This window comes from Saccharicrinis carchari (assembly GCF_900182605.1).
Taxonomy (GTDB): Bacteria; Bacteroidota; Bacteroidia; order Bacteroidales; family Marinilabiliaceae; genus Saccharicrinis; species Saccharicrinis carchari.
Map to the genome: position 1 here is coordinate 174807 of NZ_FXTB01000003.1, position 15939 is coordinate 190745.

The window sequence follows — 15939 nt, forward strand, 5'->3', positions numbered from 1 at the left end:
ATGAAAATACAAAACAACATCAATATCGTTTGGCTTCGACGCGATTTAAGGCTCAACGACAATACAGCTTTAATAAAAGCCGGCAGTAACAATTTACCCGTTCTGCTACTGTTTATTTTTGATGAGGATATTCTTGATAAACTGGAGCCCAACGACAGTCGGGTTACTTTTATCTATGATAGGCTGCATGAGCTGAATAAGAGCCTGAAGAAACACAACAGCTCTATACGTATAATCAAAGGCAAAGTGCTACATGTATGGGAATCAATTTTTAAGGAGTATCAAATAAACGCAGTGTATGCCAATGAAGATTATGAACCGTATGCAATAAAACGCGACACGGAGATTATGCTTTTGTGCCGAAACCATGATGTAAACTTTAACTTGTATAAAGATCATGTAATATTTGCCAGAGACGAAGTGCTTAAAAAGGATGGTAAACCATATACTGTTTATACACCGTATAAAAATCAGTGGTTAAAGCAGTTTAAAGAGTTAAGTGAAGAGATAGATGAGGTGCAGGGTGAAAAGCAATCCGTGTATTATGCGCCCTTAAATTATGAATTTCCCTCGTTACAATCATTAGGTTTTGAGCGGGGCAAAATGAAAACCCGAAATTTCAGCATAGAGCATTTAGAAGATTATGCAAGTGAGCGCGATTTACCTTTTAAGGACGCGGGGAGTTATTTGGGGCCGCACCTTCGGTTTGGGACGGTAAGTATCAGGGAAATAGTGGCTAAGGTAAAGCAAGCCAGCCATACTTTTTTGTTGGAGTTGATATGGCGCGAGTTTTTTATGCAGATAATGTATCATTTTCCGCAGTCGACCGGACGTAATTTTAAAAGTAAATACGATTGGATAAAGTGGCGCAATAACGAGGATGACTTTGCGCGTTGGTGTAATGGAACTACAGGCTATCCAATGGTGGATGCCGGCATGCGGGAACTCAACCAAACCGGCTATATGCACAATAGGGTGCGTATGGTTACCGCATCTTTCCTGTGCAAACATTTGCTTATCGACTGGCAATGGGGCGAGGCCTATTTTGCCGAAAAGCTACTGGATTTTGAGTTGTCGTCCAATGTGGGTAATTGGCAATGGGCTGCCGGCACGGGCTGCGATGCAGCACCGTATTTTAGGGTATTCAATCCCATACTCCAGCAAAAAAAATTCGACCCGGATTATAATTATATCCGAAAGTGGATTCCGGAATTGGGCACGGTGGCCTATCCTCAAGCTATGGTAGAGCATTCCATGGCGCGCAAAAGGGCATTGGAAGCCTACAAAAAGGGGATTGAAAGCTATGGCTGAATGGAATGGCTCTTTAAGTCGCTTTTTTTAGGGAACGGTTCTGATTGGCAGCTTGCTTATACAGAACCGTTCCAGTGCTCCAATGCTTTAGGATATTACCTAGTGTCAAGTCATGTGTAGGATGTCGGTTAAGCCGTCGCTTTATCTTGCCTTGTGCAAATCAATAAAAAAGTAAGCATAGCCTCAGCTACGTGAGCCTTTTTTTTGAGAAGCTCAAGGTAGAAAGAGCAAGGCTTGGGCCGTCAGGTTACGCCTGACTTGACACTAATGATTTAACTGCCTAATGGCCTAAATACCTAAACTAAATTATCAGCATCGCATCGCCATAGGTGCCGAAACGATATTTTTCTTTGATAGCCACCTCGTAAGCATTCATCAGATGATCGTAACCGGCAAAAGCGGCGGTCATCATCATTAAGGTAGATAGGGGCAGGTGTAAGTTAGAAACCATGCTATTGGCTACTTTAAAGTCGTACGGTGGAAAGATAAATTTGTTGGTCCATCCTTCAAAAGGCTTTACGTGGCCATAAGTAGAAACGGAACTTTCAATGGTTCTCATTACGGTGGTTCCTACGGCACATATTCGCTGGCGATTTTCTTTACCTTTGTTAATAATGTTGCAAGCTTCTTTGGTAATAAAAATCTGCTCCGAGTCCATTTTATGCTTGGTCAGGTCTTCTACATCTACCGATCGGAAATTACCCAAACCCACATGCAGGGTTACTTCGGCAAAGTCAACACCTAATATTTCCAACCGTTTCATCAGCTCGCGACTAAAGTGCATACCGGCTGTGGGTGCGGCAACGGCACCTTCGTGCTTGGCAAATATGGTTTGGTAACGTTCTTTATCCTCAGGCACTACCTCTCGATTTATATTTTTTGGCAGTGGTGTTTCACCCAAGCCAAAAAGTGTTTTCTTAAATTCGTCGTAGGGTCCGTCGTATAAAAAGCGCAGGGTTCGTCCTCTCGATGTGGTGTTGTCTATTACCTCGGCTACCATTTCGTCGTTCTCACCAAAATAAAGCTTGTTGCCAATTCTTATTTTCCGGGCAGGATCAACCAGTACATCCCAAAGTTTTTGTTCTTTGTTCAGTTCGCGTAACAAAAATACTTCTATTTCGGCACCGGTTTTTTCCTTGTTGCCATGCAGGCGTGCCGGGAATACTTTGGTGTTGTTAAATATCATTACGTCCTGGTCGTTGAAATAACCCACCAAATCTTTAAAGACTTTATGGTCAATCTTACCCGTATTCCTATCTAAAACCATCATTCTGGCTTCGTCGCGGTTAGGGGATGGGTGTAAGGCAATTAATTCTTCAGGGAGGTTGTACTTAAACTTTGATAGCTTCATACTGTATATGATTTATGTATTTATTACTATGTTTCTTACGGTGATGTACGCACAAGAGCCACCTTATACGTACGAATTGGGCAAAGGTTACAAATTATTTTAATTTATTTTCAAAAGTTTCGATATCTGTACAATTATCTATGATGAATTGACCAATACGTGTTCTTTTTAAAGCACTTAGGTGCGCTCCACTTTGCAATGCCTCGCCTATATCACGAGCCAATCCACGTATATAGGTTCCTTTACTGCAAACAATCCGAAGCTCCAATTGGTTGTCGTGGAAACGAAGAAGTTCTATCTCCCGAATTATTAACTTCTTTGCTTTTAAGCCGGGGTCTTTACCTTCACGTGCAAACTCGTAAGCGCGTTTGCCTTTTATTTTAACGGCAGAATAGGAGGGGGGTATCTGCTCCAGCTCACCGATAAAATTTTTCAAAGTTTTTTCCACCAGTTCGCGTGTAATGTGTTCGGTGGGATATTGCGCATCTATCTCAGTTTCCAAATCAAAGGATGGGGTGGTAGCCCCCAAGTGTAAGGTGGCCACATATTCCTTTTCTTCTGCCTGATAACTATCGATGGTTTTGGTTGCTTTTCCGGTGCATACAATTAGCAACCCGGTTGCCAACGGATCCAGCGTACCGGCATGACCTACCTTAATTTTTTTAACACCAAGGTTATTGCATATCAGTTTACGCACTTTGTTTACCAGGTCAAAAGAGGTCCATTGATAGGGCTTATCGAACAATAAAACTTCGCCTGTTTTAAAATCGTATGCTGTATTTTTACTTTCAATATCCATGGTATGTATTTATAAAACAATGCAATTGCCCGAAATATATTTTCGGCAATTATTTGTTAATATTAGTTGTAGATGAATGCCTTTATGCAAAAATGATTGTTATCAATCCTGCTGCGGCACAGTATATGGCAAAGTAAATGAGCTTTCCTTTTTTTACCAGTTGAATCATTGCCTTACATGCCAGCAGACCCGATACAAATGCGGCTACAAAACCAATAAGCAAGGGCAGTGCTCCGATGGAGCCGGAAGCAGAAAAATCATCTTTGAAAAGGCTTAAAACGTTTTCACCTAAAATAGGTACGAGCACCATTAAAAACGAAAAGCGTGCTACAGCTTCTTTTTTTACGCCTAATAATAAACCAACTGCAATGGTGGAACCGGAGCGCGAAATACCCGGCATTACAGCAATGGTCTGCGCTATCCCGATGATAAATGCATCTTTAAAAGTTACCTCTTTATTTTTTGATTTGGCATAATAAGTAAAGCCCAATAAGGTTGCGGTAATGAGCAGCATAAACCCAACAAGTAGCATTATTTTGGGGGTATTAAAAAGTTCTTCAACGTAATCTTTAAAAAATAAGCCCACAAGAGCTATGGGTAGCATGCTGACGGCTATTTTAAAAAGATACTGCGTTTCATCGTTCCATTTAAAGGCAAACAAGCCCGCAATTAAACGGGCTATATCTTTGCGGAAAACGATCAGGGTACTTAGTACGGTTGCTCCGTGCACCACAACGGTAAAGGTAAGGTTATCGGAGGCTTCTACACCCAACAGATGTTTGCCTATTTCGAGATGTCCACTGCTACTTACGGGCAAAAACTCCGTAAGGCCTTGAACAAGACCCAAAATCAATGCTTCAATCCAACTCATGTTGTAAAAAGGATGAAAATATTAAACAAAGGTGCCAATTGCGTATTGACAAATCATTACGGATGGCGATATAAATAGTCGATTGGTGAGATTTGACTGGTGTGGTTTTATTTTTTGCCTGGTTTTTTCATGATAGCATAAATTTCGAAAACGAAACCAGCCAAAACCAGCATGGGAGCCAAAGTGATACGCTGAAAACCGTATATCTCCTCGTTAAATACATTGGGATCTTCACTTCTTCCCCCAATCATTAAAATAAAGCCCAAAATAATAATGCCAAAACCAATTGCCATCAACAGGTAGTTTTGCTTGTCCAGGGCAAACTCAAATTTTTTATCGTGTTTATTACTCCACATAGTAGTTGTAAGTTAAAAATATAATTGGTCTGTTTTTAGTCGAAGGTATTTATTTACGGCAAAAAATGTAGAGATAAGAGACAATAATACACCTACCCCAATAACCAGTATAAATAAAATACCAATGAGCTCAATGTTATCGAAGCCGATAAAGCCACCCAGTTCTTTATGTAATATGTAAATACTTCCGCCCAGCATTATATTGGCTACCACTCCTCCAACAAATCCATGTAAAATACTTGTTGTTATAAAAGGCTGTCGTATAAACCCTTTGGTGGCGCCAACTAACTTCATAGTGTTTATTAAAAAGCGCTTGGCATACACCGACAAACGGATGGTGTTGTTGATGAGTGCAATGGCTATGAGCAGTAGCAGAGCGCTAAATATGAGCAGTACCAAGCTTATTTTATTTATATTTTCGTTGACCTTTTGCACCAGATTTTTTTGATAAAAAACTTCCTTTACCTGTGTAAATGAACTAAATATGGCTTCCACGTTTTTAATGCTGTCGGGGTTGGCGTACTCGGCAAACAGTTTAACCTCAATAGACGAAAGCAGGGGGTTGTAACCCAAAAAATCGACAAAGTCCTCACCTAATTGTGCTTGCAGCTCCCTGGCCGCTCTTTCCTTGTCGATGTACTCAGTTGATTTTACGTAGCGCGAAGCATCCAGATATTTTTGCAGTCTCCGCACTTCTACCTCCCTAACATTATCTTTAATGACAATGTTAAAACCAATGTTTTCTTTTACGTAATTGGAGAGGCGTTGTGCATTGAGCATTAAATACCCTACCGAACCCAATAAAAACAGTACCAGCGCAATGCTGATTACGGTTGTAAAATAGGAGTTACGGAGCTGTCGCTGTGTATGTTGTTTATCTCTTCTTTTCATCGCAAAACAAGGGGTAAAGATATAAAAAAGAACAATGGATAGTAAGGTTTTATGATATGTTTTAGATTTTAAGATGATTATCGTCTATAAATTTCATTAAATCCTCCATTGTCTCCATACAATGTCGATGACCGCTGTCAAAAGTTTCTTTTAATTTTTGTTTGTTTTTTTCGGTTCGGCTGATGGGAAGCTGGTGTGCCGGACGAAATACGTAGGCGCTGCCTTGTGCCTCCAACTGCTCCACTAAAGCTAACTGCTTATTGTACAGCAAGTGGCGCTTAAGTAGGGCTTTGGTCAGTAGGGGGAATCTTCTGTACCTGGCTTTCGCAAGATTTTTAAACGGGATGCTTGCTTTACGATATCCTTTGGGCTGGGTAAGAATGATCACCAGTTTTTTACATCCATCGGCCAAAGCTTTTTTAACGGGTATGGGATCTGCTATGCCTCCATCCAACAATAATCTATTGTGCAGTTTCACCATTTTTGAGGCAAAGGGCAAGCTGGTAGAGGCTTCCAGTGCCTTAAAGGCATCATCCGTGTTGCTGTTGTCTACATAATAGGGTTCTCCTGTAAGGCAATCGGTACATACATAAACCAACTTCTGGGACGAAGATACAAAGGTTTTAAAATCGAAAGGGATAAGGGTGTTGGGTACCTCGTTAAAGATAAAGTTCATCCCGAACAGCTCCCCTTTGGTAAGTAAACGAGCATAGCTCAGATAGCGTGAATCGTTGATAAGCGTATAGGGCACCTGGAGGTTGCGTTTGGTTTGTTCGGCCAAATAGTTGGTGGCATTGCTGGCTCCCATGGATACGGCTACTGTATATGGAAATACGATCCGGTGCGCCAACATACAATCCAGGATACCTGCTGTATATAATCCACGAAAACCACCACCCTCTAAAACCAAACCTATGTTATTATTCATGGTATTAAAACGAATTTATTTAAACGAGGACATATTTATAAATGGATATAAAATGGCTTGCACTGCCCATTAATACGAATACGTGAAAAATAGCATGATTAAAAGGTATATTTTTAAGGGCATACAAAACTGCTCCCAGGGTATAGGCTAAACCGCCGACCATCAGCCATATAAAGCCAGCAAAATCCAGATTGTTATATAAGGGCTTAATGGCAAATACTACCACCCAGCCCATAGCTACATACATTATGGTAGAAAGGAGACGGTATTTACCCGTAAAAAAAAATTTTAGTATAATTCCGATAAGGGCAATCGTCCAAATAACAGCCATTACAATCCATCCCGTTTCTCCATTTAGTGTTATTAAGGCATACGGTGTATAGGTTCCGGCTATAAGAAAATAAATAGCTGCATGGTCGAATATATTTAGTCTATGTCGGAGTTGGGCTTGGGTTGCCTTATGGAACAAGGTGGAGGCGATGTAGAGCGTAATAAGGCTGAACCCGTATATGGTTACTGAGAAAACAAGACTTACATTATTACTGGGCCAAATTTTTATCAGCATTAAAATAAAGGCCGGCACAGCACAAATAACTCCTATAGCATGTGTAATAATGTTCAGCTTTTCTTCGCGCTTACTATAGGTATTAAGTGGATAGGACTTGGTGGTATCGGACATGAGGAGCTTTTTTAATTGCTACAAAGATAAGCATAACATATTAGTTCCATCATCTTATTCATTCAAATACGGATTAATGGCCATCTCAACAAACTTATATCCCTGTGCTTTCATTTTAATCTTTTCCTCCTCCGTTGGTGATGATTTAAAAATAACACATGTTTTTAATTGATAGGGAATTAAGCCTAATCTACATAAGTTATTCTTTAATTTTATTTTTCGCTTAACCTTGTTAAAAACTTTGCGGTTCGAGCTTGGCTGTGATAAATCTACGGTAGTGGAGTAGTAATCGTTGATGCCCTTAAAAGCAATGCAGGGCAGGTTGATGCCCATGGCTACCTTCTCAATTTCCCGTTCCGAAATTTTATATACGTAGTTGCCCACCTCTTCAAACGAAAAACGGTTTTTCCATATCCGGTTTATCCATTGCGGCGAAAACCGATCTAAAATATTTTTTACAAATATTATTAAAGGCATTTGTATGCCTATATCCTCCGGTTCTATTAATACTACTGCTTTTTGTGCCACCCGTATCATTTCGTAAAGTGCAATGTACGGACGTGGGAAGTGATGAAAAGCTTCCTTGCAAAATACATAGTCAAATGAATTGTTGGTGTAAGTTAATTGCTCGGCATTCTGCTTGCTGTAATTGTTGATATAACCAAGCTCAAATGCTTGTTTTAAAATGATATCTGAAATGTCACTGGCCATAACATCCACCCCTTGGCTCTGTAGCCAGTTGGCATCGGTGCCAACCCCATCACCCACGGTTAGCCATTTGTTTTTTTTATCACCTAAAAAGGGCATTAAGGTGAGGAACATGCGTTCATGCCGCCAATAGTCAATGCTTCCTTTATTTTGGAGGCGGTGGAATACCTTGCTGTTATCCTTGTAATGTTGCTCGTGCGCAGTATAGCTTTGCGAGGTGAATTCGGTCTTTGTCATCCACGGAGAATATTAAACACCAAATATATGTATTCGATGTAAAAGCACCAAAAAGACTTGCTTTTAGGGATTGGCGCAAATCTTTATTTATGTTTTTTTTAATAGATGAATAATTCAGGTTAATAAGCGAAAAAATTTAATAAAGAACATAAAAACGAATCTAAATATATAAATATAATCAATATGTTGAGGTTGTTCCCGAACATAGTTATATATTTGCATTTGTTATTATTTTGCTGCCAACGGTTTATATATAAGGTCAGCTATGAAAGAACATGTTATGGAAATGAAAATTCAGGATTTAGATGCGGCTCAGTTGGAGCGTGCCGCCAGCATGCTTAAGGCGATTGCCCACCCTATGCGCATAGCTATATTAAGCTACCTTGAGGACGGTAAAAAACTTACCGTGACCGAGATACATCGCTTGTTGGATATTGAACAGTCCACCACCTCGCACCATTTAGGTATTTTAAAGGACAAAGGGGTATTGGTTTCGCAACGCGATGGGAAAAACACCTATTACTCCCTTAAGCATGATAGCTTACAGACTATTGTTAACTGTGTAAGCAAATGTTCTGTTAACTTATAGTTGGATATAAATGCATTATTTACTTAAACTTTTCTGTGCTTAGTGGGTTTAAAGTGTTTTTGCAATGTATGTTTAGATTTTAAAAATGGGTAAAAAGATAAGACTCACCAAGGAATTTCGATTTGAAATGGCGCACGCGCTATGGAATTATGATGGCCTATGCAAACATTTTCATGGGCACTCCTATATTTTGCGGGTGACCGTTATAGGCGAGCCTAACGCGAACCGGGAAAGCCCCAAGTGTGGCATGGTAATGGATTTTGGTGTGTTAAAGGAAATAGTGAATCAAGAGGTGGTGGACAGATTGGATCATGCACTGGTTCTGAATAAAAATGCCGAACACAAAGACTTACTGGCCTTGCCCCAAATGGGCGAAAGGCTTATTCTTACCGATTATCAGCCCACGTGCGAAAATATGTTGATAGAAATGGCGGAACGTATCAGTGGCAGATTACCCCAAAACGTTAAACTGCATAACCTGCGCTTGCACGAAACAGCCAACTCCTATGCCGAATGGTTTGCAGAGGATAATGGGTGAACCGGATACAACACTGCTTGCTTTGTTAAATGAATCATTTTTGCTTAATTACAATCTGCATCCATCGCGTGCGTTGTATCCACTAACGCAGGACTTAATATTATACACCTTGTGCATAATTGTATGCCGTGGTTTCAATACTTTCAATTAGCTAGGTGCTTTTTGTTATTTACTCCCAATCCGGCGACTTACCTAATTCACAACCAGCTTTTTAACTACGCAGCTGCCATCTTTACCCTTTATTTGCACAAGGTATACCCCCTTGGCTACACCACTTAAATTAATGGCGCTATTGTTCTGATAGGAGCTGACTGTTTTTTGCAACAAGCCGGAAAGGTTAAATATGCGAACTTGCTCAATAGCCATTGCGCCATCGTATAATACGGAAAACCTACTTTTTGCCGGGTTGGGATATAGACAAACATCATGCAGGGCATTGTTTGTAAGTGATGAGCTGATTGCTTTGCCCATTATCTTTATGTCGTCCACTTGCCAGGTGTTGCTTCCGTTGGCTGTATTCACAAACTTAAAACCTACATACACCGATTCGTTGGCCCAGGGCATTAAATCAATAGCTCCCGAAGGAACTCTATCATAATTGTCTGTTGAAAGAGTGGCCTGAGAAGTAACATCGGTCCATGTAAAACCGTTGGGGTTGGATGTGCCATCATAATCGGATGAAATATGGATTGTAAAACTGGTGTTACCACCAAAAATATTCATACTACTAATAAAGGATAAGAATAAATCTTCATATCCATTTAAATTAACGGCTGTTTGGTTTATGAGCCAATCTTCGTTGGCTACATTACCCGAACCTGTAAAACCACTCATCTTGGCAAACCAATTATTGCTATAACTATCGGCATACCAGGTATAGGCTTCATCAACAACACTGAACTGGGTCATTTTTCCCAATGTTCTTGTCTCAAAATCTTCCTTGAACAATTCGGTATAATCGTTGCCTCCATGGTTACCGCTGCCGTCCCAAATCAGGGCCACAAATTCCGGATGGTTGATAAATGGGTTGCGGTTGCCCTGACTGACGAATACCCTTTCGTTGCGATCCAACTCCCATTGATCTACCGGGTCGTCAATGTGCCATTGCAATAAGGTTGATAGTTTACCGTGCCTGCCTGTGGAGGAGGAGTATTCATCCAATATAAGATCTATTTCACCGCCTCCTTCGTATCGCACATCCATGTAAAACATCATGCGGGCAACGTCGCCTTTAACGGCATCGCGGGGCTCCCAGCTGTCGCTATCGTAAAAACAGCCCGTAGCACCACTCCCACCACCATAACGAGTGCCGTCCCTGTACGGATTACCTCCATCGTCGAAGTATAAATTCCCTCGTGCGCTGTTCACAGATACGTCTGTGGGGCGCAGATGATGTATGTCGGTTCCGGGACCTGGTTCAGTGCCAAAACCGCCCATCGATTTGGCCCAGGTATGTTCACGGTTCCATTCCGTTACAGCAGGACCAAAGTTATTTTTGGGATAAGACCAACCCGAATACAACAGAAGCACATTCTCGGAATTGTTGGGGTCTTCATCGCTAACCTTTAGGCTATCCCTGGCCTGGCTATAAGTTAATTGGGTATTGTTGCTTATAATGGCATGGAGCACCTGGCGCAGTTCAGTCCCCGTTTTGCCCTGTGCAGGGGCATAGTATTGTTCAATATCTGTTTGACTGCTAAGGTTTAGGCCCGGCATTAAAAACAAAAAAATTAGGAGGTAGATATTTTTCATAACTGATGTGTTTAGTTGGCGTACGTTTCTTAAATAGTTGCACTAATAATACCGAGGTATCAATAAGCAGCAGTATTACAATATTAACAAATTTTAAATTTTCCCCCCGAATAATTGATTGATATTTCAGGTTAAGCAATAAAACAAATGTATTTTAGCCCAATAAATATATTATGGAGATAAAAGAAGCGCAGCAAAAGGTAGATGAATGGATTAAAACCTATGGGGTTCGGTATTTTAACGAGCTCACCAACATGGCTATCCTGAGTGAAGAGGTGGGCGAACTGGCGCGTGTGATGGCACGTAAATATGGGGAGCAATCGTTTAAGCCCGGCGAAAACGACAATCTGGCCGATGAAATGGCCGATGTGCTTTGGGTATTGATTTGCCTGGCCAACCAAACAGGGGTGGACCTGAATCAGGCACTGATAGAAAACATGGCCAAAAAAACCGGAAGAGACAAAGACAGACATATCAACAATAAAAAATTATAAGGATGATGGAATCAGGAAACCTATTAGACGGGTACAAAATGAATTTTAAAACGGATGAACTCAGTTCTGAGGTTGAACGAATTACCGCGACCTGCCAGCATCTGGAACAAGATGTCGAAGTGCTCAAAACCATATTTAGCTGCATTGATCTCACCACCCTAAAAGAGAGTGATTCGACTGAATCTGTGACCGCCTTTGTACAAAAAGTAAACGATTTTAAGACCCAATACCCCGATATGCCCTCTGTTGGTGCCGTATGTGTTTTTCCGGTGTTTGCGCCTATTATAAATCAATACCTGAAAGTAAACGAGGTGCAAAAAGCGGTGGTTGCCGGAGGTTTTCCTTCTTCACAAACATTTTTGGATATAAAGGTATTAGAAGTAAAAAAAGCCGTAAGCTATGGTGCCAACGAAATTGATGTGGTGATTTCGGTAGGAGAGTTTTTAGAGGGTAACTACGAGTTTGTTTATGAGGAGATACGTCAGCTTAAAGAGGCGTGTGGGGATGCACACCTGAAAGTAATATTGGAAACGGGTGCCATAGGCGATGCGCAACTCATTTGGAACGCTTCCATCATTGCTATGGATGCCGGTGCCGACTTTATTAAAACCAGCACCGGAAAAATACCCACGGCTGCCACACTGGATGCCGCCTATGTAATGTGTAAGGCTATTAAAGCCTATCACAGCAAAACAGGTAAAAAGATAGGGTTTAAACCAGCCGGCGGAATTGCCGAAACCATAGAGGCCGTAAATTATTATGCGATTGTAAACGAAGTGCTGGGGCAGAAATGGCTAAGCAATACTTTATTCAGGATTGGTGCCAGTAGATTGGCGAACAATTTATTGAGCGATATTTTAAGCTTAGAGGATAGCAGTATGGATAAGGTAAAGTTTTTTTAAGCTTCTTTTTTTATCTAACCTGAATTAATAAAACAGACCAGTAACATTTTGTATTACAGGATTAAACGCACAAAATTTTCAAATACGCACGGAGCCAATTCGTATATTCAATTTTTGAATTAATAGTCAATTGTCACAGACGAATTGGATAGCGTAGCAACAACCAAGCTCAGGCAATGCAAGCATTGATATCCACATGCGGTAGGTCACTTTGTAATTTCAGCTCGATCTTAAGCTTTGACAAATAATATTCTAGCGTATTCTTTCCATTTTTAATTGGCTGTAGCCATATGCCGTAATAATTGGTTCAAACTTTTAAATTATATCATTAAAAACCGGTAAAAAACTACCGGTTACAGAAAACTTTAAAAACTTTTTGCATATAAATAGTTTCCGACTGACATTTGTTTATTACTTTTGTCGGTATGAGTGAAAAAGATCCATATATAGATAAAATAACGCCTCTTTTTTTGCAGTATGGCATAAAGAGCGTAAGCATGGACGATATTGCCGGAAAACTGGGAGTTTCAAAAAAAACACTGTACCAGATTTATACCGATAAAACCGAATTGGTGAAAAAAACCATGGCAAACATTAAGGCTTCCATGCAGCACATTATTAACGATTACAATAAATCGGATTTAAATGTGATTGAGAAAGAAATTGAGCAGCGGAAAAAGTATCTCAAAACCTACCGTGCGTTAAAACCCGGCTTTATCTACGATTTAAAAAAGTTTTATCCGGATCTATATAACGATTTCCACGCTTTTAAATCGGATTTTATAGGCCTATCAACCCAAAAATTTATTTCGGACGGACAAAAGCAGGGACTTTTGCGTGAGGATTTAGATACGGAGTTTATCAGCAAACTATCTATAACTTTATTTTCTGCGATGTTTTACCCCGAGATACAGGCATTTACCGAAGACGATTTAGTATCGAAAAAGTATTCCGACCAATTTTTTATCTATCATATGAATGGAGTCTGTTCAGAAAAGGGACGCCGTTTATTCAATGAACTTTTTAATAAAAAACACCTTTAAAGATTAATAAACCAAAAACATATGACAACTAAAATTAAGCGGCTACTTGTGCCCTTATCCCTGTGCTTCTGCTCACTTAATTACGCCCAGTCCGATACGCTCGAAGTTACTTTAAATCAGGCCATGGCTTATGCTACCGAGTTTGGCTACCAGAGCATAAATGCCGAGCACGACATTGCCATTGCCCGTAAAAAGGTTAACGAAACCCTGGCTATCGGTCTGCCACAAATAAGCGGTAACGGCACCTTTAATAAAAATTTACTCATACAGGAAATAGTGGCCCAAATAGGTGGACAGACGCAGCGTTTTAAAATGGGAACGGATTACAGCAGTACCCTTAGCGCCCGTGCCGATCAGCTTTTATTCGACGGTTCTTATCTGGTTGGCTTAAAGGCCAGTAAAGTGTATGTACGTTTATCGGAAAATGCAAAGGAAAAAACCGACATAGAAATAAAACAGGCGGTGGCCGAGGTGTATTTTTTGGCCGCAATTGCTCAGGAAAATATCCGCGATTTTAAAACTAGTCTCGAAGCCAATAAGCAAATCTACGAAGAAACAAAAGCATACTTTGAAAACGGATTGAAGGAAGACACCGATGTAGATCAGATAAAGCTGATGATAAACGAATCAAACCGTTTGTACCTCGAAGCCAAAAGACAACAAACGCTTACCATGGCCATTTTAAAATTTTCGATGGGATACGATATCGACAAGCCACTTAAAGTAAGTGATAATATTACCGAATTACTGTCGCGCATTCCGGTAAACCCTTCGCCCGGTGAGAACGTTTTTAGCCATATCGATTACCGCAGCTTACTTACCCAAATGGATATACAAGGTCTGGATATTAAAAACCAGAAAGCACTCGCTCTACCCAAATTAAGCGCTTTTGCCAGTTACGATTACACCATGCTGGGCGACGACCTGAGCGAGTTGATTAGCACTGATGGAGCCGTTATAGGTTTGAGTCTGAGTGTTCCCATTTTTTCGAGCGGACAACGGTCGGCACAATTAAAGCAAAAAAAGTTAGGACTTACCAAGCTTAATATAGAAAGAAAAATGTTGGAGCAAAGTCTCGAAAGAGATAGGCTTATTGCCACAACCAACCTGGCCAATGCTAAGGAGCAGTATAACAATGCTGAGGAAGCACTCGAAATAGCCACACGCATTTACGATAAGGCATTGCTTAAATTTAAAAATGGTTTGGCATCGAGCCTTGAACTTTCGCAGAATGAAAATACGATGGTGGAGGCCATAATCGCCTTTAGGTCGGCTGCCACCAATTACTTTAACATGCACTTGAACTATCAAAAAGCTACAGCCCAATTATAATATTAACAATTTTATTATGAACTATCCAAAACAACTGATACTAACACCTGTTTTTTTCGTATTTATTTTATTGGCTACAAGCTGTGGCAACGAAGAAAATAAAACGGAAAAACTGGCCGAGCACAAAAAAGAGTTGCTGGAATTAAAGAAGGAAATATCGGCACTCGAAGACGAGATAGAAGCGGAAAACGGAACCTCCGGAAGCATCGTTAATGTTACTACCCGGATTGTAAGGCCCCAAACCTACAATCATTTTATTGAGGTAACCGGTAAAGTAAAAACCGACCAAAATACGATGGTCAGCCCTGAAGGTGGGGGTAAAATAACCCGCATTGTTGTTACGGAGGGAGAACGGGTAAGCAAAGGTCAGGTGTTGGCTCATCTGAATAACGATGCCATTGAAAGCCAAATTGAGCAGGTAAAAGCCGGGCTTCAGCTGGCTGTAACGACCTTTGAACGCCGTAAAAAGCTATGGGATCGTAACATTGGGTCGGAGATTGAATACCTGCAGGCAAAAGCCGAAATGGAAGCGCAGGAACAAAACCTAAAATCCTTACAGGCGCAGCAAGCCATGTCAACGGTTAAATCGCAAATCAATGGTATTGTGGACGAGATATTCCAACGTAAAGGAGAAATAGCCGGTCCCAGTATTCCTTTTGCGCGTGTGGTAAATATAGATGAGGTGTATGTGAACGCCGAAGTGGGCGAACGTTTTGTGGGTATGATAAACGATGGCGACTCTGCCTCGGTGTTTTTTCCGGCTTTAGATAAAAACGTGCAGGCTACTATTTTCCGATCATCAACGGTTATTAACGATATATCCCGAACCTTTAGGGTACGCATCAACCTTAAAAACTCCGGTAATAAAATAAAACCCAACCTTATTTCGGTGGTAAAGTTAAAAGTTTATTCAGCCGATAACTTATTAATTGTACCTTCCATTTTAGTGAAACAGGATTTTGACGGGGAGTTTTTGTTTGTAACAGAACAAAAAGAGGGTAAAACCTATGCCAAAAAGCAATATGTTAAATCTGTTTTTAACACAGATAATAAGTCTATCATCTCCGAAGGATTAAAGGACGGCGATACCATTGTTACCCAGGGTTACAACCAGATTGTGAACGGAACCGAAATTAAAATTGTTAATTCGTAAGTAAT

17 protein-coding genes are annotated in these 15939 nt (G+C 40.6%); 8 read left to right on the forward strand and 9 right to left on the reverse strand.

Annotated elements, in window-relative coordinates; all coding sequences use genetic code 11:
- Positions 1-1311: a cryptochrome/photolyase family protein gene (locus tag FN809_RS07430; protein ID WP_142532873.1), complete on the forward strand. Its 1311-nt coding sequence runs from the start codon at positions 1-3 to the stop codon at positions 1309-1311.
- Between the two features lie 301 nt (positions 1312-1612).
- Here the strand turns inward: FN809_RS07430 and queA are convergent, their stop codons facing one another.
- The 8 genes from queA to FN809_RS07470 form a co-directional block, all read right to left on the reverse strand.
- Entirely contained in the window at positions 1613-2662 is a 1050-nt protein-coding gene (gene queA, locus FN809_RS07435) for a tRNA preQ1(34) S-adenosylmethionine ribosyltransferase-isomerase QueA (RefSeq protein ID WP_142532874.1), read from the reverse strand.
- Positions 2663-2756: 94 nt separating this feature from the next.
- Entirely contained in the window at positions 2757-3461 is a 705-nt protein-coding gene (gene truB, locus FN809_RS07440; protein WP_142532875.1) for a tRNA pseudouridine(55) synthase TruB, read from the reverse strand.
- Positions 3462-3543: 82 nt separating this feature from the next.
- Complete coding sequence (locus FN809_RS07445; protein WP_142532876.1) at positions 3544-4332, reverse strand: undecaprenyl-diphosphate phosphatase; 789 nt, start codon at positions 4330-4332, stop codon at positions 3544-3546.
- A 107-nt stretch (positions 4333-4439) separates the two neighbouring features.
- Positions 4440-4688 carry a DUF3098 domain-containing protein gene (locus FN809_RS07450; RefSeq protein ID WP_142532877.1) on the reverse strand — a complete coding sequence of 83 codons (249 nt, stop codon included), beginning with the start codon at positions 4686-4688 and terminating at the stop codon, positions 4440-4442.
- 12 nt (positions 4689-4700) lie between these two features.
- The gene (locus tag FN809_RS07455; protein WP_142532878.1) at positions 4701-5579 is read right to left on the reverse strand and encodes a cell division protein FtsX; all 879 of its coding nucleotides are present in this window, start codon (positions 5577-5579) and stop codon (positions 4701-4703) included.
- 61 nt (positions 5580-5640) lie between these two features.
- On the reverse strand, positions 5641-6507 hold the full coding sequence (locus FN809_RS07460; RefSeq protein WP_142532879.1) for a patatin-like phospholipase family protein: 867 nt from the start codon (positions 6505-6507) through the stop codon (positions 5641-5643).
- Between the two features lie 19 nt (positions 6508-6526).
- The gene (gene trhA / locus FN809_RS07465) at positions 6527-7186 is read right to left on the reverse strand and encodes a PAQR family membrane homeostasis protein TrhA (protein WP_142532880.1); all 660 of its coding nucleotides are present in this window, start codon (positions 7184-7186) and stop codon (positions 6527-6529) included.
- A 54-nt stretch (positions 7187-7240) separates the two neighbouring features.
- Positions 7241-8131 carry a class I SAM-dependent methyltransferase gene (locus FN809_RS07470; RefSeq protein ID WP_142532881.1) on the reverse strand — a complete coding sequence of 297 codons (891 nt, stop codon included), beginning with the start codon at positions 8129-8131 and terminating at the stop codon, positions 7241-7243.
- Between the two features lie 265 nt (positions 8132-8396).
- Between FN809_RS07470 and FN809_RS07475 the strand changes: the two genes are divergently transcribed.
- A complete protein-coding gene (locus FN809_RS07475; RefSeq protein WP_246095519.1) occupies positions 8397-8720 on the forward strand; it encodes an ArsR/SmtB family transcription factor in 324 nt (107 codons plus the stop codon).
- 85 nt (positions 8721-8805) lie between these two features.
- A complete protein-coding gene (locus FN809_RS07480; protein WP_142532882.1) occupies positions 8806-9258 on the forward strand; it encodes a 6-pyruvoyl trahydropterin synthase family protein in 453 nt (150 codons plus the stop codon).
- Positions 9259-9450: 192 nt separating this feature from the next.
- Here FN809_RS07480 and FN809_RS07485 read toward each other — a convergent pair whose 3' ends face one another.
- Positions 9451-11010, reverse strand: a complete 1560-nt coding sequence (locus tag FN809_RS07485) for an endonuclease (protein WP_142532883.1) — start codon at positions 11008-11010, stop codon at positions 9451-9453.
- Positions 11011-11183: 173 nt separating this feature from the next.
- Between FN809_RS07485 and FN809_RS07490 the strand changes: the two genes are divergently transcribed.
- The 5 genes from FN809_RS07490 to FN809_RS07510 all read left to right on the forward strand — a co-directional run bounded on the left by FN809_RS07490 (position 11184) and on the right by FN809_RS07510 (position 15934).
- Positions 11184-11504 (forward strand): nucleotide pyrophosphohydrolase, encoded by a 321-nt coding sequence (locus tag FN809_RS07490; RefSeq protein ID WP_142532884.1) that lies wholly within the window; start codon positions 11184-11186, stop codon positions 11502-11504.
- 2 nt (positions 11505-11506) lie between these two features.
- Entirely contained in the window at positions 11507-12406 is a 900-nt protein-coding gene (deoC, locus tag FN809_RS07495) for a deoxyribose-phosphate aldolase (protein WP_246095521.1), read from the forward strand.
- Between the two features lie 425 nt (positions 12407-12831).
- The gene (locus FN809_RS07500; protein WP_142532885.1) at positions 12832-13449 is read left to right on the forward strand and encodes a TetR/AcrR family transcriptional regulator; all 618 of its coding nucleotides are present in this window, start codon (positions 12832-12834) and stop codon (positions 13447-13449) included.
- Between the two features lie 21 nt (positions 13450-13470).
- Positions 13471-14781 carry a TolC family protein gene (locus FN809_RS07505; RefSeq protein ID WP_142532886.1) on the forward strand — a complete coding sequence of 437 codons (1311 nt, stop codon included), beginning with the start codon at positions 13471-13473 and terminating at the stop codon, positions 14779-14781.
- 16 nt (positions 14782-14797) lie between these two features.
- Positions 14798-15934: an efflux RND transporter periplasmic adaptor subunit gene (locus tag FN809_RS07510; protein ID WP_142532887.1), complete on the forward strand. Its 1137-nt coding sequence runs from the start codon at positions 14798-14800 to the stop codon at positions 15932-15934.
- Positions 15935-15939: the final 5 nt, after the last annotated feature.

Bases quoted from the DNA above. Each gene is read 5' to 3' on its own strand.
- FN809_RS07480 (WP_142532882.1), top strand. From the start codon at position 8,806: ATGGGTAAAAAGATAAGACTCACCAAGGAATTTCGATTTGAAATGGCG.
- queA (WP_142532874.1), bottom strand. From the start codon at position 2,662: ATGAAGCTATCAAAGTTTAAGTACAACCTCCCTGAAGAATTAATTGCC.
- FN809_RS07505 (WP_142532886.1), top strand. From the start codon at position 13,471: ATGACAACTAAAATTAAGCGGCTACTTGTGCCCTTATCCCTGTGCTTC.
- truB (WP_142532875.1), bottom strand. From the start codon at position 3,461: ATGGATATTGAAAGTAAAAATACAGCATACGATTTTAAAACAGGCGAA.
- FN809_RS07430 (WP_142532873.1), top strand. From the start codon at position 1: ATGAAAATACAAAACAACATCAATATCGTTTGGCTTCGACGCGATTTA.
- FN809_RS07510 (WP_142532887.1), top strand. From the start codon at position 14,798: ATGAACTATCCAAAACAACTGATACTAACACCTGTTTTTTTCGTATTT.
- FN809_RS07460 (WP_142532879.1), bottom strand. From the start codon at position 6,507: ATGAATAATAACATAGGTTTGGTTTTAGAGGGTGGTGGTTTTCGTGGA.
- FN809_RS07485 (WP_142532883.1), bottom strand. From the start codon at position 11,010: ATGAAAAATATCTACCTCCTAATTTTTTTGTTTTTAATGCCGGGCCTA.
- trhA (WP_142532880.1), bottom strand. From the start codon at position 7,186: ATGTCCGATACCACCAAGTCCTATCCACTTAATACCTATAGTAAGCGC.
- FN809_RS07455 (WP_142532878.1), bottom strand. From the start codon at position 5,579: ATGAAAAGAAGAGATAAACAACATACACAGCGACAGCTCCGTAACTCC.
- FN809_RS07500 (WP_142532885.1), top strand. From the start codon at position 12,832: ATGAGTGAAAAAGATCCATATATAGATAAAATAACGCCTCTTTTTTTG.
- FN809_RS07470 (WP_142532881.1), bottom strand. From the start codon at position 8,131: ATGACAAAGACCGAATTCACCTCGCAAAGCTATACTGCGCACGAGCAA.
- FN809_RS07445 (WP_142532876.1), bottom strand. From the start codon at position 4,332: ATGAGTTGGATTGAAGCATTGATTTTGGGTCTTGTTCAAGGCCTTACG.
- FN809_RS07450 (WP_142532877.1), bottom strand. From the start codon at position 4,688: ATGTGGAGTAATAAACACGATAAAAAATTTGAGTTTGCCCTGGACAAG.
- FN809_RS07490 (WP_142532884.1), top strand. From the start codon at position 11,184: ATGGAGATAAAAGAAGCGCAGCAAAAGGTAGATGAATGGATTAAAACC.
- deoC (WP_246095521.1), top strand. From the start codon at position 11,507: ATGATGGAATCAGGAAACCTATTAGACGGGTACAAAATGAATTTTAAA.
- FN809_RS07475 (WP_246095519.1), top strand. From the start codon at position 8,397: ATGAAAGAACATGTTATGGAAATGAAAATTCAGGATTTAGATGCGGCT.